The 20068-nt window shown below is 66.9% G+C and carries 23 protein-coding genes and 4 pseudogenes; 10 read left to right on the top strand and 17 right to left on the bottom strand.

Annotated elements, in window-relative coordinates:
- Positions 1 to 14: 14 nt before the first annotated feature.
- Together K9S39_RS04125 and K9S39_RS41950 are read left to right on the top strand one after the other, a co-directional pair.
- The gene (locus K9S39_RS04125) at positions 15 to 290 is read left to right on the top strand and encodes a hypothetical protein (RefSeq protein ID WP_248861976.1); all 276 of its coding nucleotides are present in this window, start codon (positions 15 to 17) and stop codon (positions 288 to 290) included.
- A gap of 71 nt (positions 291 to 361) precedes the next feature.
- Complete coding sequence (locus K9S39_RS41950) at positions 362 to 490, top strand: LPFR motif small protein (protein ID WP_283112273.1); 129 nt, start codon at positions 362 to 364, stop codon at positions 488 to 490.
- Here K9S39_RS41950 and K9S39_RS04120 read toward each other — a convergent pair.
- From K9S39_RS04120 to K9S39_RS04095, 8 genes and pseudogenes are all read right to left on the bottom strand, one after another.
- On the bottom strand, positions 484 to 639 hold the full coding sequence (locus K9S39_RS04120; RefSeq protein ID WP_248861975.1) for an alpha/beta fold hydrolase: 156 nt from the start codon (positions 637 to 639) through the stop codon (positions 484 to 486). The two genes, K9S39_RS41950 and K9S39_RS04120, sit on opposite strands and share 7 nt — an antisense overlap.
- Before the next feature lie 46 nt (positions 640 to 685).
- A pseudogene (locus K9S39_RS42740) lies at positions 686 to 874 on the bottom strand (alpha/beta fold hydrolase); the annotation flags it as partial.
- Positions 875 to 1156: 282 nt separating this feature from the next.
- Positions 1157 to 1474, bottom strand: coding sequence for a 2OG-Fe dioxygenase family protein (locus tag K9S39_RS41945; RefSeq protein ID WP_283112272.1), 318 nt, complete (start codon positions 1472 to 1474; stop codon positions 1157 to 1159).
- Entirely contained in the window at positions 1471 to 1932 is a 462-nt protein-coding gene (locus K9S39_RS41940) for a 2OG-Fe dioxygenase family protein (protein ID WP_283112271.1), read from the bottom strand. Before K9S39_RS41940 ends, K9S39_RS41945 begins: the two co-directional genes overlap by 4 nt.
- 49 nt (positions 1933 to 1981) lie before the next feature.
- On the bottom strand, positions 1982 to 3058 hold the full coding sequence (locus tag K9S39_RS04110) for an iron-containing redox enzyme family protein (protein WP_248861974.1): 1077 nt from the start codon (positions 3056 to 3058) through the stop codon (positions 1982 to 1984).
- Positions 3055 to 3198 (bottom strand): CDGSH iron-sulfur domain-containing protein, encoded by a 144-nt coding sequence (locus tag K9S39_RS42735; RefSeq protein ID WP_406708120.1) that lies wholly within the window; start codon positions 3196 to 3198, stop codon positions 3055 to 3057. Before K9S39_RS42735 ends, K9S39_RS04110 begins: the two co-directional genes overlap by 4 nt.
- A 61-nt stretch (positions 3199 to 3259) precedes the next feature.
- Complete coding sequence (locus K9S39_RS04100; RefSeq protein ID WP_248861972.1) at positions 3260 to 3982, bottom strand: HemK2/MTQ2 family protein methyltransferase; 723 nt, start codon at positions 3980 to 3982, stop codon at positions 3260 to 3262.
- A 407-nt stretch (positions 3983 to 4389) separates the two neighbouring features.
- Positions 4390 to 5232 carry an SDR family NAD(P)-dependent oxidoreductase gene (locus K9S39_RS04095; protein WP_406707866.1) on the bottom strand — a complete coding sequence of 281 codons (843 nt, stop codon included), beginning with the start codon at positions 5230 to 5232 and terminating at the stop codon, positions 4390 to 4392.
- 278 nt (positions 5233 to 5510) lie between these two features.
- Between K9S39_RS04095 and K9S39_RS04090 the strand changes: the two genes are divergently transcribed.
- Entirely contained in the window at positions 5511 to 5819 is a 309-nt protein-coding gene (locus K9S39_RS04090) for a nuclear transport factor 2-like protein (RefSeq protein ID WP_248861971.1), read from the top strand.
- A gap of 491 nt (positions 5820 to 6310) precedes the next feature.
- On the opposite strand, the gene K9S39_RS04085 is transcribed toward K9S39_RS04090, so the two are convergent.
- Entirely contained in the window at positions 6311 to 6544 is a 234-nt protein-coding gene (locus K9S39_RS04085) for an SDR family NAD(P)-dependent oxidoreductase (RefSeq protein ID WP_248861970.1), read from the bottom strand.
- 398 nt (positions 6545 to 6942) lie between these two features.
- Between K9S39_RS04085 and K9S39_RS04080 the strand changes: the two are divergent.
- Positions 6943 to 7268 (top strand): annotated as a pseudogene (locus K9S39_RS04080) (plasmid stabilization protein).
- A 16-nt stretch (positions 7269 to 7284) separates the two neighbouring features.
- Here K9S39_RS04080 and K9S39_RS04075 read toward each other — a convergent pair.
- Entirely contained in the window at positions 7285 to 8169 is an 885-nt protein-coding gene (locus K9S39_RS04075; protein WP_248861969.1) for a Rieske (2Fe-2S) protein, read from the bottom strand.
- 302 nt (positions 8170 to 8471) lie between these two features.
- Entirely contained in the window at positions 8472 to 8747 is a 276-nt protein-coding gene (locus K9S39_RS04070) for an isoamylase early set domain-containing protein (protein ID WP_248861968.1), read from the bottom strand.
- A 493-nt stretch (positions 8748 to 9240) separates the two neighbouring features.
- On the opposite strand from K9S39_RS04070, the pseudogene K9S39_RS42730 reads away from it, so the two are divergent.
- Positions 9241 to 9501 (top strand): annotated as a pseudogene (locus tag K9S39_RS42730) (2OG-Fe(II) oxygenase family protein); the annotation flags it as partial.
- A 74-nt stretch (positions 9502 to 9575) separates the two neighbouring features.
- Here the strand turns inward: K9S39_RS42730 and K9S39_RS04065 are convergent.
- Positions 9576 to 9896, bottom strand: a complete 321-nt coding sequence (locus K9S39_RS04065) for a DUF4865 family protein (protein WP_248861967.1) — start codon at positions 9894 to 9896, stop codon at positions 9576 to 9578.
- Between the two features lie 480 nt (positions 9897 to 10376).
- Between K9S39_RS04065 and K9S39_RS04060 the strand changes: the two genes are divergently transcribed.
- Positions 10377 to 11966 carry an oleate hydratase gene (locus tag K9S39_RS04060; RefSeq protein WP_248861966.1) on the top strand — a complete coding sequence of 530 codons (1590 nt, stop codon included), beginning with the start codon at positions 10377 to 10379 and terminating at the stop codon, positions 11964 to 11966.
- A 144-nt stretch (positions 11967 to 12110) separates the two neighbouring features.
- A pseudogene (locus tag K9S39_RS04055) lies at positions 12111 to 13261 on the top strand (IS256 family transposase); the annotation flags it as partial.
- Positions 13262 to 13396: 135 nt separating this feature from the next.
- Here K9S39_RS04055 and K9S39_RS04050 read toward each other — a convergent pair.
- Positions 13397 to 15091: an ISAzo13 family transposase gene (locus K9S39_RS04050; protein WP_248861965.1), complete on the bottom strand. Its 1695-nt coding sequence runs from the start codon at positions 15089 to 15091 to the stop codon at positions 13397 to 13399.
- A gap of 74 nt (positions 15092 to 15165) precedes the next feature.
- Between K9S39_RS04050 and K9S39_RS04045 the strand changes: the two genes are divergently transcribed.
- On the top strand, positions 15166 to 15606 hold the full coding sequence (locus tag K9S39_RS04045) for a VOC family protein (protein ID WP_248861964.1): 441 nt from the start codon (positions 15166 to 15168) through the stop codon (positions 15604 to 15606).
- A 13-nt stretch (positions 15607 to 15619) separates the two neighbouring features.
- Here the strand turns inward: K9S39_RS04045 and K9S39_RS04040 are convergent.
- A protein-coding gene (locus K9S39_RS04040; protein WP_406707865.1) for an IS5 family transposase occupies positions 15620 to 16494 on the bottom strand; the annotation gives its coding sequence in 2 pieces (ribosomal slippage) (positions 15620 to 16104 and positions 16104 to 16494; 876 coding nt in all).
- 370 nt (positions 16495 to 16864) lie between these two features.
- Between K9S39_RS04040 and K9S39_RS04035 the strand changes: the two genes are divergently transcribed.
- Both K9S39_RS04035 and K9S39_RS04030 read left to right on the top strand, forming a co-directional pair.
- Entirely contained in the window at positions 16865 to 17116 is a 252-nt protein-coding gene (locus K9S39_RS04035) for a hypothetical protein (RefSeq protein ID WP_248861963.1), read from the top strand.
- 11 nt (positions 17117 to 17127) lie between these two features.
- Entirely contained in the window at positions 17128 to 17370 is a 243-nt protein-coding gene (locus K9S39_RS04030; RefSeq protein ID WP_248861962.1) for a hypothetical protein, read from the top strand.
- An 89-nt stretch (positions 17371 to 17459) separates the two neighbouring features.
- Here the strand turns inward: K9S39_RS04030 and K9S39_RS04025 are convergent, their stop codons facing one another.
- The 3 genes from K9S39_RS04025 to K9S39_RS04015 all read right to left on the bottom strand — a co-directional run bounded on the left by K9S39_RS04025 (position 17460) and on the right by K9S39_RS04015 (position 20057).
- Entirely contained in the window at positions 17460 to 17843 is a 384-nt protein-coding gene (locus K9S39_RS04025) for an HU family DNA-binding protein (RefSeq protein ID WP_248861961.1), read from the bottom strand.
- A gap of 133 nt (positions 17844 to 17976) precedes the next feature.
- The gene (locus tag K9S39_RS04020) at positions 17977 to 18342 is read right to left on the bottom strand and encodes a hypothetical protein (RefSeq protein WP_248861960.1); all 366 of its coding nucleotides are present in this window, start codon (positions 18340 to 18342) and stop codon (positions 17977 to 17979) included.
- Between the two features lie 41 nt (positions 18343 to 18383).
- Complete coding sequence (locus K9S39_RS04015) at positions 18384 to 20057, bottom strand: hypothetical protein (protein WP_248861959.1); 1674 nt, start codon at positions 20055 to 20057, stop codon at positions 18384 to 18386.
- Between the last annotated feature and the right edge of the window lie 11 nt (positions 20058 to 20068).

Raw genomic sequence — 20068 nt, 5'->3', positions numbered from 1 at the left:
GCTCCGTCGAGGAGGTGCCCTACGCCACGACGCTCTTCCTGATCCTCGTCATCGCAGCGATCGTGCCGGGCATCATCGGCGCCGTTGCCAAAGGACTGTTCTACCTGCTCATGGGATCGTGGTGTTCGTCGCCGCCCTGGTGTACCTGGGAATGCACCTGCGGCGCTCCGGCCGGCACCGGCGCACGCTGCGCTGAAGACGTCGTGAGGCTGCCGGGCCGGTCCGGGGCCCAACCAGAACCGGCCGGTCCCGGCAGCCCCGGGGTGGCCGGGCAGGTGATGGATGTCTGATCGCTCGCCTCCGCCAGTGTCGCACCGGTCCGCTGCCTGGCATCCTTGAGAAGTGAGATGGAGGGATGCGTATGTTGAAGGCGATCGCAGACGTTCTCCGTGCCATCGGTGGTGCGATAGCCACGGTTGTGACACTGCCCTTCCGAGCTCTGGCCCGGCTCTTCGGCGGAGCATCAGATACGGCCCACAGGCGTCACTGAGCTTGTTGCCAGCGCAACAGCTGGCGGACGAAGCTGCGGGCGGCGGGGTCGACGGTCGGTCCCACCAGCACCAGCCCGGCGATGCGGTCCGGATGCCGGGCGGCGGCAACGACGGCCACCTGGCAGCCGAAGGACCCACCGAGGAGCACAGCACCACCTGGTCCAGGTCGACGCGGTCAGCCACTCGGCGACCGCGTCGGCCAGCGCCCGCAGGCCCAGGGGGCGCGTAGGCCCGCTGCTGGCACCGAACCCGGGTAGGTCAATGCTCCACGCGTCGTGGCGACGGCCGAGCACCTCAATGAACGGCTGGAACACCCGGCTGGAGACTCCGGCGCCGTGAACGCACACCACCGACGGTCCCCGCCCGGGGGCCCGCCAGGCCATCATCGGCAGGCCGCTCACCACCGCCGTGATCCGTGGCATGGTCCATCCCTACCCGGATTCGATGGTCTGCCTCCCCAGCGAGCTGCGGCCCAGCCAATGGGTGCGACCTGTTCGCTAGACGATTGACCTGCCCCGCCAGACGGCTTCACGCTGCCGTCCAGTCAGCCGCCGTGGAGCTGTACGAGGAGCCGGTAACGGGGCGAGGACTTGGCCTTCGGCCCGATCTTCTTGCCGAAGGATCTCAGCGGATTCACGACCGTGGCGAGTCACCGGGCCACTCCATCAGCACCTGTTCGCCCGGCCGGGGGGGCTGGCAGCCCGGGACGGTGCCGGATGGCTCTGTGGGATGAGCGTGGTCACCAGCACGTCCCGGTGAGCGGTGCGCGCCGGGTCCAACGGCCGGATGGGGGAGACGCTGTGCAGAGTGCTGCGGTCGTCCGACACTAGGAGCGCAGCGGGCTCATCGAGGGTGACCGACAGCAGCTCTCGGCCATTGGGGGCGTACATGGTGCTCCGGCCTCCGATGGCGTTGCTGCGGTCGACCAGCATCGAGGAGACGAGCGTGACGCCATCGCGGTGCCGGCGTGGGGTGTCCTTCACCGTCGGCTGCGGCGACGACCCGGAACGGATGGACCTTGGCGTTCCAGGTGGTGGGCGTCCAGGGCGCCCGCGAGGCGCCCCAAGAGCCTCAGGACGGCGCGCAGTACGGGGTCGGCTGCGAAGTCCTCGGTCAGCGGCTCGAAGTGCCGGTCGACTCCCTCGTAGAGCGGGTTGGTGCGTGCTGGCTGTGCGAAGGGGACGTGCGGTAAGGGGGTCAGTTCGCCGGTGGCGGGAGTCGACAAGAACTGGCCGTACCGGCGCAGTCGGCAGGTGCCCTGTTCAGCGGCGTACCTGTCCGGGGAAAGCTCCTCCCAGTGGGCGGCGAAACGTGCCCATCCCGCCCCGTCGGCGGGCAATTGGGACCTTGTGACGGCCGAGCGGAGGAGATGGACCCTGGCCGTTGCCAAGGACGCGCGGGAGGCGGCCACGGTGGTCTTGCCCACGACGGTCTCGTCCATGTGCGTACACCTCCTGAAGTCTGTCTTCTGATGCTCCTGGCGTCTCTGCCTACGCCTGCCTTCCTGGCTGAGCGTGGGACTGTCCCTCGGCTGTGGGCAGTGACGCTCGCAGTGCGCTGCGGGCGTGTCGCCAGGCGTCGAGGAGATATACGGCAAGCCGGTCCTCAAGGAGGCCGGTGGCGCTGATGCCGAAGGCGACATCGGGTTCGAGGCCGGGTTCGTCGGTCAGTAGACCCTCGATGACCTCCCGGCGCACCACCTGCTCGTGCACCGCGTCGGCCTCGACATGCTCGTCGTAGAACCGCTCCGCCGCAGGGCCGGCGCCGGTGCGGCGCATGGCGTCCGCGAGGCGTCGTGCCGCGGGTGACGAGGTCACCTCGACGGTGGCGAAGTGACCGACCAGCGCCCCGCGCAGCGACCGATGCAGACCGAGCAGCGACATCAGGTTGACGGTGGCCAGTGCCTCGGCGGGCGCCAGGTCCACATAGTGTCCGTACGCGGTCTCCAGACCGAGGTCCGCCATGAGGTCGGCGAAGAGCTTGGCGTGGATGTCCTCGGCGCGTCCGGAACCGAACTCGTCGAATTCGACGGCGACCATGCCGGCCTTGGCGCGGCCGCGCAACCGGGGGATGACCCAGGCCTGCGGATCGGCCTCCTTGAGGTGGTACAGCGAGCGGAGTGCCGCGTACTCCCGCAGCTGCCACAGCTGGCCGTCGCGTTCCAGGTAGTGGCTGACGCCGGTGCCGTCGTCGCTGGCTGGTTCAACCAGCAGACTGGCCAACGCTTCCGCCGCCCCGACGGCCGGGACGTCGGCGCGCAGGGCGCGGAGGACCACCGCTTCCAGGGAGCGCCGCACCGCCAGCAAATCGGGATCCCATTCCCGGTCGTCGTCCACGCCGGCGAAGCCCTGGTAGTGCAGCTCGTAGAGCGCGTACAGGGCGAGCTGGAGGTCGGCTCCGTACGGCTCGGCGCGCTGGATATCCGCTGCAGCCGGCAGCGGGCCAGCTCCGGTTGTCTGCAGGGATGAGAGCACTGCCTCCGAGAGCCCTCCCTGCGGACGGGGCAGCCGTGGGCAGCCGTCCGGTGGAGCAGGCACCCCGGGAGCCTTGGCGCCTGCTGACTTCATGGCGCGTTGCCTTGAGGAGCGGGACGGGCGCGCCGCCGGTGGCTGGTGTCGCACCAGGGGTAGCAATGACTGCGCCGGCAAGTGCAGAGGGCAACGACGAATCGTTCGGAGACGGCTACGGAACCGTCGTCACCGACCACTTCCACCGGGCCTTCCACCAGAAGCGGACCGTCCCACACGATCGTGATACGGCGTGGGCGCTCAGTACGGCGCGGATGCTCTGGGACGTTCGGCACGGATGATCACCAGTTCCTCTGTGAGTTCCACAAGTTGTCCGGCCCCGCCTCCGGCCCCGTGGGGCAGGCCGGTGCTGCGCAACCACGACAGACGGGAGCGCAGGACCGGGCCGAAAGGAATGCGTGTACGGTCACTGATCTCGGCCCGCAATCCGGCTCGGCCCAGCCGCGACAGGGTGTCGCTGGCTCCGCACAGTCCGGAGTGGACCATCAGTAGCACCCCGCCGGGTCGCAGCGCCGCCGGTGCCAGGTCGCATATGCGGTCGATCAGGAGCCGCCCGTCGCATCCGGCGTCCCACGCCCGCGCCGCTCCCCGGGGCAGGCTGACGCCGGGCGCGGGCACGTAGGGCGGATTGCTGACGAACAGGTCGAAGGTGCGGCCGCGGACGGCCGTGGCCAGATCGCTGCGGCGGACCGTGAGGGGCAACCGGGCGAGCCGGGCGTTGATCCAGGTAGTGAATACCGCCCGCCATGCGATGTCCACGGCCGTGACGTGGGCCCCGCAGCGTGCGGCACCCAGGGCGAGGGCCCCGCTGCCCGTGCCCAGATCCAGCAGCTCGGTACCGGGGCCGACGCCTTCCCGGTACAGCGCGTGCAACAGAAGCCGGGTGTCGTCCTGGGGCGTGTAGACGCCGGGGAGTGTCACCAGCGGACGCCGCCGGACGAGAGTGGCGGTACAGGCGTTCATACGTCACCTCCTGCCACGGCTCCCGGTTCCAGCGTTGCGGCAATCCGACGAAAGAACCACTTGAGAGGACAAAGACCCACCAGGCAAGGGCTAAGCCGGAACGATCCGGATGACCCCCGCCTAGAGAGAGCAGGCGACGCTCCTCAAAGCCGGACACATCCGCGGCACAGCGCGAACGCGCGCCGTGTGGGGACGAGGAGGCGCTGGGGCAAGCGGAGCAAGAAGGCGCCCGCCGTCGGGATCGCGGAGGTGGGCTTGGCCGCCTGTGGGACCGGCGGGTGGGGTTGCGGGAAGTGGTATGGGCGGATTCCGCACGGTCCTATCGATGGGGCACCCGCGGACGTCCCGGCTCCTGTTGCGGCGCCGGCTTTGGACAGCAACGGCTCGGTCTAAGGTCCTCATCGCCGTCAGCGCTGGTTGAAGTAATCGGCTGCCCGTTCGTTGAGGACACCGAGCACACCGCGGAGCCGCTGGGCCGGCGGTTGGTCCTGAGCGACAACCGTCCCGCCGTCGACCGTGCCGCGGCCTCCGCTGCGGGGCAGTACGCGGGCCACTGCCGACAGCAGCCGGGTCATGGTCACCGGGGCCACCCCATGCGCCGTGGCGCCGAGCTTGGCCATCGGCGTCAGGACGATGCGTGGACGCCGCCGCTGCAGCGCGGACACGATGCAGTCCGCTGCCCGCACGGCATTCATGGACAGGACAGGAGCCCCAGCCAGAGCCGAGAACCAGGCGTACTCCCGGCGCCGGTCCCCACCGAAGAGGGCATGGACATGCGACCCCGTGCGCATCAGGCCGGGGTGGACTCCGGTCACGGTGACCCCGTGCGGTGCCTCCTCCGCATACAGCCCTTCGGCCAGCGCAGCCACCGCCGACTTCGCGCAGGAGTAGGGCAGCAGATGAGGCACCGCCAGCAGCCCTCCGACAGATCCGATGAGGGCGAGCCTTCCGCCGGCCGGGCTGCGCCGAAGGTGGGGGAGGGCAGCCAGCGCGGTGTTGAGGGCACCATTGAAGATGGAATCCATCGCGTCGCGGAACCCATCGGGGCCGAGTGCCTCGGCCGGGCCGACCTGGATGATGCCGGCGTTGGCGATGACGATATCCAGCCCGTTTTCGTCCTTGGCGATCTCCGCGAGGCGGTCGCGCACCGCAGCCTCATCCCGTACATCGCACACAACACTGCGCACTTGTTTTCGACAGGGTGAAGTAGGGCCACTGGGGCAGTGAGAGCGAGAGCCGCGTTGCTCCATCCGTGAAAAGGATGGACGCGACACAGGTCCATGATCGGCAACGAGATTGGGAGCCACCTCTATCGGGTGACTTCCGACGCGGTGACGATAAGGCGCGGGGTGTCTGAGGTGGGTGGTGGTGGGGTGCCGGTAGCTTGGCGGTCCCGGGTCCTCTCGGGCTATGTCCCTGACAGGCATGGCACTGGAGGACTCGGCTCCGTTCCGGGGTTTTGAAGACCTGGACGCCAGTTATTTGCTATATGACTATCCATGCTCTGTCACCTGAGAGAGGTAACCGGATGACTCAGCTAGATCCCGTAGTACAGGAATTCGTGGACGCGCTCAACGCCAACGACCAGGACCGGTTCTTCGCGGCGCTCACCGACGACGCGACCATGTCCGACGACGGCGTGGAACGCAACATCGGCCAGTGGACCGAGTCGGAGGTCTTCGGCAGCAACGGACGCTTGCAGGTCGAGTCCATCGGCGACGGCGGCACCGAACTCGTTGCCGACTACACCAATTCCCGCTGGGGCTCGATGCGCACCAGCTGGCGGTTCACCGTGCGCGACGGCAAGGTCAGCCGATTCGAGACCGGTCAGGCTTGAGTGAGCGCCAGCGAGCGACTAGACCCAATACCGGGACTCCGTTGGTGAATGTTGGTGGAGGCTGACGGATGGCGCTAGGGGTCGGCTGCGGCCTGCGCCGAAGCCGCAACCGCGCCTCGCCAGAACCCACGTTCAGCACGTACTCACCGCGATGGCCGGCAACCGCACCCGCATCGCCGACTGGGTCGCCGAGACACCCAGAGGCACCATTCGATCGAGTCACGTCCTTGCCCTGTGCACCAGAACCTGACTCTGGAAGATCACCAACGGAGCCTGTGGACCGTCGGATCCAACCGGCGATCACGACGAATCCGCTCAAAGATCCACTCACGCGACCTGTACACCCACGGGCTCCTGACATGACCGTGATCGACGCAGCACAGCGTGACCGGCCAAACAGCCCAAAGCCTCGATTACGCCATCCGCGGCATGTCACACACCATCAGGCAGGGTGGCTCCCAATCTCGTTGCCGAAGCAGTGGCTCTCGCTCTCACTGCCCCAGTGGCTCTACTTCACCCTGTCGAAAACAGCGCACTGCACCGTCGCGGCACTGTCCCAGCTTGCCAACGGCTCTGCCGAGTTCGGCCTCATCCCTGGCCAGGAGAACGACATCGCAGCCACGCCGCAACAGCTGGCCGGCCAGGAGCAGCCCCAGTCCCCGCGAGCCGCCGGCGACGACAGCCGTGAGCCCTTCGATCGAGGGAGCGGCCGGAAGCACACGCATGACGAGCCCTTCCATTGCGCGCCTGTCGGCGTCGGCGGGGCAGCGGCCCCGCAGGACCAGGTCACGTACCGATTGCCTTCTGCTGTCGACGGTAGCTGCCGGCCGCGCATGGCGTGTACCTCGTACGAGTCGCTGAGCAGGGCGCTTGCGTGCGCTCACCCTCATGTATGCCCAGGAAGCCAAGGGCGGGCGGCCCAGAGACGGGGGAAGACACCCACGCAGCAGCGTTCAGCCAGCCGGGCAGTCCGATGCTGCCGAACGCTTCGAGTAGCGCGGTGCAGCTATTGGGGATGAAGTGGTAGGTGCCAGGTATGGCAGGACGAGCGGACTGCGTCGCAGCCGGCCATTGATCGACGTGAACGCCGACGCCGATCAATGGCCGGGCCAAGGAGGACATCATGCCTGCCGGTTCGAGCAAGAAACGTGAGCGTCAGTACGAGCACATCAAGGAGGCGCCAAACAAAGGGGCGAGTCCACAAAGCTGGCGAAGGAGATTGCCTCGCGCACCGTGAACAAGGAGCGGGCGCGCTCCGGTGAGTCGAAGACCGCCAGCAAGGTCTCCACTCAAGACAGGAAGTCCGCCTCGCAACGCGGTGGCGAACGCTCCCACAGCGACTCCCAGGGGCCGACGAAGGATCAGCTGTATGAGGAGGCAAAGAAGCGCAACATCGACGGCCGCTCCTCGATGAACAAACAGCAGCTTCGCAACGCCCTTGGCCGCTGACACGTCATCGCATGACTCAACCGGCGCCGGGCAGCCGTACGTGAACGGTACCGTCCGCATCCACACTCACCTGGAAGGACGGCTGTGGAGCGGTGGCGGGACCACGTACGTTCGCGCCGTCCGACAGACGGAAGACGCTGCCGTGCCAGGGGCACTCCACACAGCCGTCGGCGATCTCTCCGCCCGACAGGGGCCCCGACAGGTGGCTGCACCGTTCGGCGAGGACATGGATGCGGCCCCCCGGCTCACGGAACACCAGAAGTGCCACCTCGCCTAGCTCCCGCCGCACCGCCTCGCCGACCGGGAAGTCCTCCACCCTGCCCACCGGGTGCCAGCCCTCTTCCAGTAGATGCGGCACCGGCTGCGTCTTGTTGGCGCCCGCCGCCTGTCGGAAGGCGAGATGCCCGCCGAGCATCGCGCCGGAACCGGCCGCACACAGCCCCGCAAAGCCGAACGCCTTGCCCAGCGCCATACGGCCGCGGCCGCGATGCACCCAGGATCTTGCGTACAGCCCGACGGCCGCGGCGATCGACGCCGCATGCACCAGCCCCGTACGCATCTGGTCCTCGTGCTGCTCGGCCCAGTCCACCCACCCGGCCAACGCGGCCGGCGCGGCCGAAAGGACGCCCACACCCACCAGGAGACGCGCACTGCGCCCAGTACCGGGCACGACGTCCAGCACCGCGGCGGAGAACCATGCGCCCATCGGAATCTGCACCAGCGCGGGATGCAGCGGATGGCCGATCTGCAGACCGTGCAGCACATCGCGGTAGCGCCCCAGGGGCAATCCGCGCACCACCTGCTGCACCCGGCTGATCACCGCATCAAGCCTCTCCAGGCGGCCGAGCGAGTCGAGGGACTTGAGAAACGAGTCCTCCGCGCGGGCGGCGGCTCCTTTCACCGCGCCGCTACTCGGAGCGAGAACCGCGTGTTTCGTATACCTCGCTGAAAGACGCATGGTGAGCGGCTTGCCATGTGCAGCCGATTCCCAAACGGGCGGCGGCTCCGCTCCACTCCGGTGGCTGCACGACCGCCGAGCATGCTTCGGGTCCTCTGAGAACGGGTCATTGGTTGGATTCTGCGGCGCTGATGTCGCCGAGGGCTGAGCTGGGGTCCCGCTCGACGGCCAGGTCGCCGAGTGCACCGCACTCGCTGGTTGGCCAGCGAGCGCGGTGGAGTCGTGGGAGACGGGCGATGCAGTGTTCAGGTATGCAAAATGCTGTTGCAGCCGTCACGGCCGTCGGCCTGGCCTTCATCGAACCAGCGGTTGCCGTGCGCAAGATAGCGAAACCCGTACCGCTGTTCATTGGGCAATCTCATGGTCACGGCCATGCTCCCGTCGGGCTGCTCCACAAATGGGTGGGCGCCAGGCCGCCAGTCGTTGAAGTCACCAACGACGCTCACCGGACCGCAGTCTTTGTCCGCTGGGATGACGAAAGTAACCTCCGTGTGCTCACTGCGGTGCATGCGCTTCAGCATAGATGTCTTCCTTTCGTGAGGGGCACTACAATCAGCATTTCCACCGCGCATGTCCCCGCGGACATGACTACGCCATTCGCACCGCGCTGTCGCCTGTACAGCGCTCCGAGGATGCACCGGATGATTCAGTGGCCCGCGAAACCGCGGGTCGGTGAATCTCCGGCTCCAGCCATCGCTGGAGCCGCGGGGCAGCGACTGCGGTGCGACCGAATCCATTGTGCGGGCTCGGCGCCCCCGTCGTTGTACGAAGCGCAGGCTGGGGCGACCTGGAGAGGCGCAGGCGCTGCTGGCCGTTGCTTGCCGAACCGGCGGTTGAGGAGCACAATCAAATAAGGGAAGGCTTTATTCGAAGTTCATTGTAGTTTTATCGTCCTCCTCCTTACCGGGATGTGAATACCGCCATTTTCCGTGAATCCTCGGCTCGCTCGGCAGGCCGCCTTGCGAGCCGAGGTGCGCCTGGAGCAGTTCGCGGCAGCCGGGACGCGCCTGCGGCATGGGATCAGAGCGGTCAGCGCAGGCTTCAGCAGCCGTGATCGATTGTCGTGGCAGTCGTGGCCGCGCCGCTTTCACAGTCCTGGCCCAGACGAACCCGGTCTGCAGGGCGCGACGCGCAGGGCCACCGGGCAGATGCCCCACCCGCGACGATGCGCTGTTCGTGTTCCTCGGCGACTACCTGCAACGCTGGACGAACGGCAGCTACGTGGCGGCCATGCACCGCGTCGGACCTGTGACCAAGGACCGGATCTCGATCCAGTACAAGCACCGGCCCTCCTACAGCACCGTCGTCGAACCCCTGAAACCCCTCGCCGTAGAAGGGCGTCCGCCCCGCTATGAGCCGTTCGACACGGGCAGCCAGTACACATCGATCCTGGAAACTCTGCTCGGCGAGCGGAGGGGGCCGCGAAAGCGTCGCTTCCCGAGTAATGCAACTGCCTGTGAGCCTCCCGGAACCGCTGCCACCGCGCCGTACGAGTGCAGCACCTCGTAGCGCTCGGTTGCGTCCTCGTCCGGCGCGGACGTGTCCGCCCACAACACGAACAGCAGCAGCTGCCAGTGGTGGGAGTCGATAGCCAACGCGGCGGTGTGCACGCCATCATGGCGGGAGAGCTGCTGCAGCTGTTCGGCCTCCCGCTCGATCAGCGCGGACAAGTCCAGTCCGGTAGTACCGACCCCGACGGACCGGGGACCGGGCCGTGCGTGGCGCCCCGGCCCGCTGCTCGGCCCTCGGACAGGAACTCGACTTGCAGCTGGACGCGCTCAGCAAGCACAACATCCCCAGGGACAAGATCTTCAGCGAGAAGATCAGCACCCGGGTGCGGGACCGAGCATTGTCGGAAACTACCCCCACGACCGTTCGCCGACGTTGTTTTCCGACGCGAGTTGTCGACAGCGCCCACCTGCGGGTTCGTGATCGCGGGGGCGAGTGTCGGCAGATCGTTTGCCGACACTCGGGTGCGGCGGCCCGTGGTCGCAACGGAGCTGGTTTTAACCTGGCTTCCGATGCGCCCTGCCCGAGACCACTCGAACGGAAGACACCGGCATACCGGTCGATAATGTCCGATGTGCATAGAGTCACCCCACCGCCACCGGAGTCGGGTGAGGTTCCGGGGCGCCTCCGAGAGGTTCAGTATGGCTGCTTCGGCGAGTTCGAAGGTCTATCTGGTTGGGAGCGGGGTGGGGGGTCTGGCCGCGGCCGCATTCCTGATCCGCGACGCCGGTGTGCGCGGGGAGAACATCCACGTGCTGGAACAGATCCCGATCGCCGGCGGCTCGATGGACGGTGCGCCCGCGCCGACGCCCGAGGGCGGGTACGTGACCCGTGGCGGTCGGATGTTCGAGACCAAGTACTACGTGTGTCTGTGGGACCTGCTGGCGACGATCCCGTCCCTGGAGAATCCCACCGTCTCGGTACTCGATGAGTTCCACACCTTCAACGAGGCGCACCCGACGCACGCCAAGGCGCGGATCATCCTGAAGGACCGGTCCATTCCGGATGCCTCGAAACTCGGCCTGGACGCGCGTGACCGGGCGGACATGACCCGGCTGCTGGCACTGCCGGAGAGCGTGATCGGTGCGCGCCGGATCGAGGACTTCTTCCAGCCGCATTTCTTCGAGACCAACTTCTGGTGCATGTGGCGCACCACGTTCGCGTTCCAGAACTGGCACTCCGCCATCGAGCTCAAACGCTATTTCCTGTGTTTCATCCACATCTTTGATCAGATCCATACGCTGTCCGCGGTGCGGCGGAGCAAGTACAACCAGTACGACTCCGTGATCCGGCCCATCCAGGAGTGGTTGGAGAGCCAGGGCGTACGCCCCGACTTCGGGGTGACCGTCACCGACATCGACTTCGCGGGATCACGGGCCCGGCGCGCTTCCCGGCTCCACCTTGAGCGTGACGGGCAGGCCGAGGTCGTCGAGCTGGGCCCCGACGACTACGTGTTCATTACCAACGGCTCAATGACGTCCGACACCACCTACGGCGACAGCCGGACCGTCCCCGAACTCATCCGGGACCGGCGCGACGGGTCCTGGCGGCTGTGGGAGACCATCGCCAAGAAGGCCGACGACTTCGGGCGCCCCACCGCGTTCTGCGGGAACATCGACGAGACGAAATGGGAATCTTTCACCCTCACGATGACCGGCCGAACGCTCCTGGACCGCATCCAGGCGTACACCGGCAACGTCCCCGGCGAGGGCGCGCTGATGACGTGGAAGGACTCGCGGTGGCTCATGTCGATCGTGGTCCCCGCCCAGCCCCACTTCGCTCACCAGAAAGAGAACACGTACACGCTGTGGGGCTACGCCCTGTTCGGGGATGTGCCCGGCGACCACGTGCCCAAGAAGATGGACGACTGCACCGGCGCGGAGATCCTCACCGAACTCCTGGGCCACCTCGGCTTCGACGACATCGCAGACGAGGTCCACCGGACCACGAAGGTCACCACCGTCCAGATGCCCTACATCGACGCCCAGTTCCAGCGCCGGGTCACCGGGGACCGCCCGCTGGTGATCCCCGACGGCGCCGAGAACTACGCCTTCCTCGGACAGTTCGTCGAAATCCCCGAGGGTGTCGTCTTCACCGCCGAGTACTCGGTGCGCAGCGCGATGATGGCCGTCTACCACCACTTCGGCATCGACCGCGAGATCCCTCCGATCTACCAGGGCCTCACCGATCCGAAAGTCGCCTGGAACGCCCTGAAGACCGCCTACGCCTGAGCACCACCACGGCACCCCGCCACGGAACAGTCGGAGTCGGGTGCCCCCGACATGAGCGGCCAGGCGGGTAGCCCGAACGGGCACGAGATCGGCGGCCACCGCCCCGTACCCGAGGCGCCCTGTCATGATCGGTTTCATGAGGGCGGGCTGCTGCAGCAGCTGACCAAGCGGGTGCTGGAGTCCGCCCTGGAGGGCGAGATCACCGACCATGTCGGATACGACAAGCACGACGCGACGGGCCGGAACAGTGGCAACAGCCGGAATGGCACCCGCGCCAAGACGGTGCTGACCGACGTCGGCCCGGTGGAGGTGAAGGTGCCCCGTGACACCGCCGGCACCTTCGAGCCGCAGCTTGTGAAGAAGCGGCAGCGCCGCCTTTCCGGCGTCGACGAGATGGTTCTGTCGCTGTCCGCGAAGGGCCTCACGCACGGGGAGATATCGGCGCATCTGGCCGAGGTGTACGGGCCGATGTCTCCAAGCAGACCATCACCACGATCACCGATGCGGTGATGGGAGGCATGGCCGCCTAGCAGTCACGTCCGCTCGATCGCGTCTATCCGGTCGTCTTCGTGGACGCCATCAACGTGAAGATCCGCGACGGGCAGGTCGCCAACCGGCCCACCTACATCGCCATGGCCGTGACCGTCGAGGGCACCCGCGACATCCTGGGCATCTGGGCAGGCGACAGCGGTGAGGATGCCAAGCACTGGCTCCAGGTGTTCACCGAGCTCCGCAACCGCGGCGTCGAGGACGTCCTCATGCTCGTCTGCGACGGCCTGAAGGGTTTGCCCGACGCGGCCGAGACCGTCTGGCCCCGGACAGTGGTCCAGACCTGCATTGTTCACTTGATCCGCAACAGCATCCCCTACGTCGCTCGCCAGGACTGGGACAAGGTCGCGCGTGACCTCAAGCTCGTCTACACCGCGCCGAGCGAGGCCGTGGCCACCGAACGGTTCCTGGAGTTCTCCGAGAAGTGGGCCACCAAGTATCCAGCTGTGATCAAGCTGCGGTCCGACGCCTGGGCCGAGATGGTGCCCTTCCTCCCCTTCGACGTCGAGATCCGCAAGGTCATCTGCTCGACGAATGCGATTGAGAGCGTGAACGCTCGCATCCGCAAGGCCGTGAGGGCCCGCGGCCACTTCCCCTCGGAGGCCGCCGCGTTGAAGTGCATCTATATGGCACTGATGAGCCTGGACCCGACCGGCAAGGGCCGGCGCCGCTGGACGATGCGCTGGAAGGCGCCACTGAACGCCTTCCAGATCGCCTTCGAAGGCCAACCCCCCACCAGCAACTGACCCCTCAACAACCAAGATCAGCCGCTGATTGGGCCCTGTCTCACTTTCGGTGGTGACGGAGAGTGGCGTTAGGGCGTGTATCGAAAGCGATTGCGACCTGCTTGTTGTTGATTGACGTTCCTTAGGGCTTGCCGTTCAATAACTTGCTGTCTTGATCTTTGGTGTAGGGATGCCGAGGTGTGCGGCGAGGCCGATGAGTTCGTCGAGGGTGGCCAGCTGTGTCTCGGCGGGTTCGATGGTGTGCCCGATGTGGCGGAGGAGCCGGCGGGTCTGGCTGATGGCCCGGTTGAGGGTGACGGGTGTAACGGCGAAGAGCGGGGCGATGACGACTTGGGGGAGCTTGAACCGCTGGTAGAGGAGGGTGGCCAGGAGGCGGTCGACGAGGGTGAGGCCGGGGCGGCGGCCGGTGTAGAGGCCAGCGGCGGGAGTCTTCTGCCGCTCGCCGCCACGTCGCTGGTGCAGGTCTTCTTCCCGCTGGGCCTCGCGGGCCACCGCCAGCTCACCGATCAGCTGGTCCCACTGGTCGTGGTCCACGCCGGTCAGGGCCGGATGGAGCAGCCATGCGCGGCCGGGGCCGGGCTCGAGCTGGGGCGGGATGGGAGGGATGCCGTCCCGGCGGTGTTCCTCGGGACGCAGGCTGTAGTTCCAGTCGCCGTGCCACTCGTGGCGGTCCAGGGGCAGGACGGCCATCTGCCCGTTGCTGACCCGGACGCCGGTGGCGTAGGCGGCGGTGTCGAGTTCGGCCCGGACGGTGAGTCCGGTGCGGGTCGTGGTCGCCGAGATGCTGTTGACGATGACGTCGTGGCTGGTCAGGGGCCTGCCGCGCCAGTTCATGGTGATGTGGGAGAACAGCCGGTGCTCGATTCTGTTCCATTTACTTGTGCCGGGAGGAAAGTGACAGACGGTGATCTCCAGGCCGGTCTTGACGGCCAGGGCGGCCAGCTCGAACTTCCAGGCCCGGGTGCGGTAGCCGTTGGAGCCGCCCGCATCCGCGGTGATCAGCAGGCGTCGGGAGTGCGGGTAGGCGGCGTGCCCGGCCGCGTGCCACCAGCGGCGGATGGAGGCGACGGCGAAGGCGGCGGTGTCGTGATCGGTGCCCACGCTGACCCAGCCCGCATCCGCGGCCAGATCGTAGATCCCGTACGGGATCGCCTTGCCCAGATCCGCGTCGGGAAAGTCGTGGGTGCGGACCCGGACCGGCTCGCCCTCACGGCGCCACTCGCGGCCGGTGTTCTTGTAGTTGCCGACGATCTCCTTCTTTTTGGTGTCCACGCTGACCACCGGGTCCCCGGCCGCCTGGAACTCCTTGGCCCGCTCGTTGATGTAGCGGAACTGCGCGTCCCGGTCCGGGTGCTGGGCGCCCTCGATGGTCTTGGCGTTGCCCTGGAGACTGAAGCCCTCCTCCCGCAGCAAGGCCGCCACGGTATCCGCCGAGACCCGGTGCCCCTGCCGGGTCAGCTCGGCCGCGAGTCTGCGCGTCGATTTCGTCGTCCACCGCAGCGGCGACATCGGATCGCCCCGCTCGTCCGGCTCCACCAGGGCCAGCAGCGCACCCCGCAGCCCCGGATCGAGATCGACTGCCCGCTTGCGGCCGCCGCCCATCCGGCGCACCCGTCCCAACAGCGCTTCGCCGGACTCCAGTTCCGCCACCCCGCGCGACACGGTGCCTTCCCGCACCCCGGCCGCGCGGGCGACAAGCCTGATTCCTCCATGGCCCAGCGACCGTGCTTCCGCTCCTATGGCCAGCCGCCGCTGCCGCTCGTCCAGATGCGGGAACAACGCCTCGAACTTCGCGGCCAGGACTGCCTCGATCCCCTCCGGTCTCCCCATACCACAACAACGAGCCCCGCAGACGGAAGCGACGACTTGTTTCCCGGCGAGCCCTTAGCGGCATGATCTTGGCTATGTCTGAGCTGCCCTCTCGTCTGTCTGTAGTGACTCTCGGTGCCCGAGACTTGCCGAGGTTGCGCCGGTTCTACTGCGGCCTGGGATGGAAAGAGATCTCATCCAGCGATGACGACTGGGCGGGTTTCCTGCTCGGCGGCGTGCTGCTCGCGCTGTATCCCGTGGATGAGCTGGCTGCTGAGGCGGCGGCTGGTGCCCCCGCCCCCACCGGGTGGTCGGGGGTCGCACTCGCCTGCAACGTGGACAGCCGTCAGCAGGTGGATGCCGCCTTCGCGGCCGCGCTGGCGGCGGGCGCCACGGCGATTGCCGAACCGATGGATCGTTCTTGGGGCGGCCGGTCAGCGTATATCGCCGACCCTGAAGGCAATCGCTTGGAGATCGCGTGGGCATCCAGTGCGAGATTCGATGACCGTGGTGCGCTGACTGCTTTCGGTAGCTGAGCATCTGCGCTCGTCACAGCCAATCGTTGATGGCCGCGACGAGGACGGTCGCCTCGTAGCGGACGGTGAGTTTCTCGTAGCGGGTGGCCACTGCCCGATGCCTCTTGAGGCGATTGATGCCGCATTCGACCGCGTGCCGAGCCTTGTAGTCCTCGGGGTCGAACCGCGGCGGCCGACCGCCACTCGACCCGCGTTTCTTGCGGTTGCGGACTTGATCGGCCTTGTCCGGAATGGTGCAGCGGATACCGCGTCGGCGCAGGTAGACGCGGTTCTTGCGGGAGGCGTATGCCTTGTCGGCGCGGACCCGGTTGGGCCGGGTGCGCGGACGACCGGAACCCAGGCGGACGACACGGACCTTCTTCAGGACGGGCTCGAACTGCGGGGAGTCGCCGCGCTGCCCGGCGGTGATCACGATCGACATGGGCTTCTGTCCCTGTTCGACGGCCAGGTGCAGCTTGGTGGTCAGGCCCCCTCGCGAGTGTCCGAGACCGTGGTCGTCCGGCTCGACGGTGATACCGCCGGGCGGTTCCTTTTGCAAGTCCCCCTTTTCCGCGCCCCGGCGGCGTGCTGGTGGGCCCGGCAGACGGTGGAGTCGATGTTGAGGTCCCAGGTGATGAGTTCCTTGGCGTCCGCCTGGGCCTGCAACGCGGTGAAGATCCGCTGCCAGGTGCCATCTAGCTGCCAGCGGCGGAACAGGTCGTACACCCGCCCCCAGGGCCCGTACTGTTCCGGGATGTCCCGCCACGGCGTCCCGGCTTGGGTCCGCCACCGTATGCCGTCGATCAGCTGCCGCCGGGTCCATATCGGCGGCCGGCCCGGCTTCTTGCGCTTGGGCAACAGCGGCTCCAGCCGAGCCCACTGTGCATCCGTCAGATCTCCACGTGCCATAAGCCAAGATCATTCCACGCTCAAGATCCACTTTCGATACACGCCCTACATGGCCGGCCAGCGCCTCGGTCGCCCCGTGGGCTTCACTCTCGCCGAGCTGGCCGCGCAGCGCGAGCCGATCGCGAGTCCCTCACGACCCCGACAGCGCTCGATCAGCAGCTTCGGCACGCCATCCGCGAATGAGCCTGACCTCCAGTTCGAGTGACCTGTAATCCCGCTATTCTGTTCATCATTGAGGGCTTCTCATAGAATGGAAGCAATGGTGATTTGATAAGAGCGAGATGGTGACGATGTACGACTACGAGCCAGTGACCCAGGCGGCAGCTCTAGATGCCGAACCCCAGTCCAGCACAATCGCGGGACGCCGCCGGTGATCAGTCCTCGTTCCGCCCTCTTCCTACGGCGCGGCACCGGACTGGCGATCGCCCTCGGCATGGCCTACGGAATCTTCCACGTCATCTTCCGCACTGAGGTGCTCGCCCCCGTGCTGGCCTACGTCGGACCCGTCAAGGACTTCATCGGCTGGGTGGTCGAGGACCCAGGTCGGGCCTGGATCGCGCTGGCGGCCCTCGTCATCCCGCACATCGGGCTGTACTACCTGCTCTTCGAGGACCGGAAGTAGGGCGGGGCACCATGTTCAAGAGCGCCCGCCTCATCATCGCCCTCAGCCTGATCGGCGGCGTCAGCCTGGCAGCCATCATCGGATGGGTCACCGGCTTCTTCGGCTCGATCGCAGACACCGTCGCCGGCCTGTGGAACGACTTCATGGAGTGGATCAACTCGCCGCTGGGGTGGGAGCACCTTCTCACCGGAGCCGGCGTGCTCTTCGTCCCGGTCATCGTGCTCGTGCTGATCTTCGCAATCGCCGACGGCTGAGCCTCGCAACTGGGCTCGTCTCACCACGAAAGAACCCCCGCGATGCCTGTGCATCGCGGGGGTTCTCTTTTGCGCTGGCTCCTCGTTGCCTACGACGTGGCTCGCAGCTCACGATCCTCAATAGCGTTCTCGAACTCGTCGGCATCCTCGATCATCCCGTAGGTCTCCGGTGAGATCTCATCCTCGTTGCCCCCGAGCCGGCGGTTGAAGCTGCTCGACGCGGAGAACTTCAGCACCACGTAGTCGTCGACGTCGCTCTTACCGAAGCGCACCTTGTGGCCCTTGTGATCCTGTCGGTAGAAGCGGCCGAAGCTCGTGAGCACGACCGTCTCCCCACAGCTGACCGCGCCCGTGAGTTCACCGAGCAACGACTCGTACACCTTGTTCACCACTCGGACCGGCAACCCGCTGCGAGTCGCGACCCGAGAGATGAACTCGCGCTTACTGACACGCGAATTCGTCGTCGTCTCCATACCCACACCCTGTCCTGTCGGCCTTCATGCCGCGGTTTCGCTTAGAAACCAGTCTATCGAAGATAGTCGCCAGTCTAGAAGGAGGGGCGGGCTTATCGAGTGCCTCTCGCTACGCTTGTCGTGGCCCATTCGGCTAGAGCTCCAGATCCGGCTCGATCTCCTCCCGGTCGTCCTTGGGCTCGTAGCCGACCGACTCGATGATGTTCCGCGTGTTCGGATCGCGGCGCTGGTTCACGACTTTGTCGTGGGACTCCTCGAACCGCTGCTGCGCCGCCACACGGTGGGCCGCATCGAGCTTCGCGCCGATGTTGCGCTCCCCGAACTCCATCATCGAGCCCAGCAATGACTTCGTGCCCTGCTTGATCGCGTTGACGTTCGGCTTGTTCTGCGCCCGCATCTGCTCCCATCGGCTCCTGTCCTCCGGCGTGACATAGCCGAACATCTGCGCGAAACGCGATCCGAACCTGGTCTGCTGTCCCTCATTCTGTTCCTGGCTCATGACCCTTCCTCCTGCTCCTTGTTCGTGTTCTCGGATCGCCCTCAGGCGGGCTGGTAGTCCTCGGCATCGGCCTCAGCGTTCGGGCTCTCGTTCTGCGGGCCGGCCTCCCGCTCGGACGACGGCCCTGTAGGGCGCGACCGCGGCTTGAGCCGCTGCTCCTCGAAGAAGACACCCGGGTCGTCGACCGCCGTCTGCAGCGTCTGCTGCCAGTTCTCCCCGAGGCTCCGCTTCAGCTCGGCCTCGAGATCCGGGTACTTCTCGTTCACCGCCTCCATCGCGTCGACGTAGGCGTTGGAATAGACCCGCTGCTGCTCCTCGGGCGAAAGACCGTCGATGTCCATGCTCGCGATCATCACCTCGGACTGGTCCAGGCGGTGCTGGAGCATGTCAGACAGCCCGCTGGTGTCCAAGCCCTGCTTCTGCGCCGCGAAGCCGACCAGGTAGCCCAGCATGTTGCCCCCGTAGCCCTCCTGATCTCCGCGGCCCAGCGCGTCGAGCATCGAGGTCTTCATCGTCTCGGCGAGCTGAACCTGGTGGGCGTCCGCGTCCATGGGCCGGCGCAGCGTGAACATCCCGTCCTCAGGCAGACGCTGGCCCAGCTGGTCGTCGAACTCACCACTCCAAACCGTGCGGACTCTGCCCGAGCCCGCGATCCGCTCCTCGTGCGCAGGGGCCTTGACGATCCGGCCGTGGGCCACGCCGTTGAACATCGTGCGCAGCTCGGGCTCGTACTCCATCCGCTCGCCGATGATCATTCGCGCGCGCTGGACGACCTCCTGGCGCTCCAGGCCGTCTTCACTCATCTGCTCGTGCAGCCGCTTGCGCATCGCCCGGTAGCTGTCGCGGATCAGGCCGGCGTCCGCGTCCGGCTCACGCATCTTCCAGAAGGCGTTCTCCATGAGCGCGACCTCGGTCATGGCTGCCGAGTCCGGAGTGAACATCTCCCGGTGGCCGCGCTCACGGTGCTGCATGGCGTCGAAGCGCTTGCGCCACTTCTTCGTCAGGTGGTCACGCGGATCGGTGCTGCCGATGAGGCGCTCGCGCCGGGCGTCGCTCGGCACGTCCTTGAAGATCCTCTGCCGGTGCGTGATGCCGCTCTCGGCAGAGGCGATCATGCCGCGGGTCCTGGTGTCGATGCGCTCCTGGATCTTGTCCTTGAGTGGCTGGAGGTAGCTGTCCATCTCCTTCTTGAAGTCCGGGGCGAGCATCCGCATCGTCATCACCATGCCGGCGGCCTGGATGATCGAGTTGGCATTCACTCCGCGCGAGAGCGGCTTGAGACACGACTGCATCATCATCTGCATGTAGACGTGGTGCATGACGCCGAGCTCCTGCGTCCGCTCCTCGTCGTTGAAGCCGGGCACCAGCAGCTTCGAGTCCCGCAGCGAGGCCATGTACTTCTCGCCGGCCAGCCGCGTCTCCGCCCGGAGCTTGAGCAGTTGCTCGCGCTGGTCCAGGCCCTCGGTCTCGTCCTCGGCCCGGTCGACGTCGATCCAGTGCACGCGCTCGCGGCCGGCCATCCGCTCCTGGGTCTTCGCGCCGAAGAACCCGCGGGCACGGTCCCGGAGCCGTTCGCGCCAGGCGCGCGAACCGTCTGTGTCCTCCGGTCCGGGCTCGTCGATCACCTCGGCGTCGATCGGCTCGTCCGAACGCGAGTCCCAGTAGGCGTACGCGTTGCCCTGAGGCTCGTCCGCCTGCTGCCGATCGTCGTCCACCGGAAGCTCCT

This window comes from Streptomyces halobius, from assembly GCF_023277745.1.
Taxonomy (GTDB): domain Bacteria; phylum Actinomycetota; class Actinomycetes; order Streptomycetales; family Streptomycetaceae; genus Streptomyces; species Streptomyces halobius.
The sequence above is the reverse complement of the archived record's forward strand: the minus strand, read 5'-3'. Positions and strand labels throughout refer to the sequence as shown.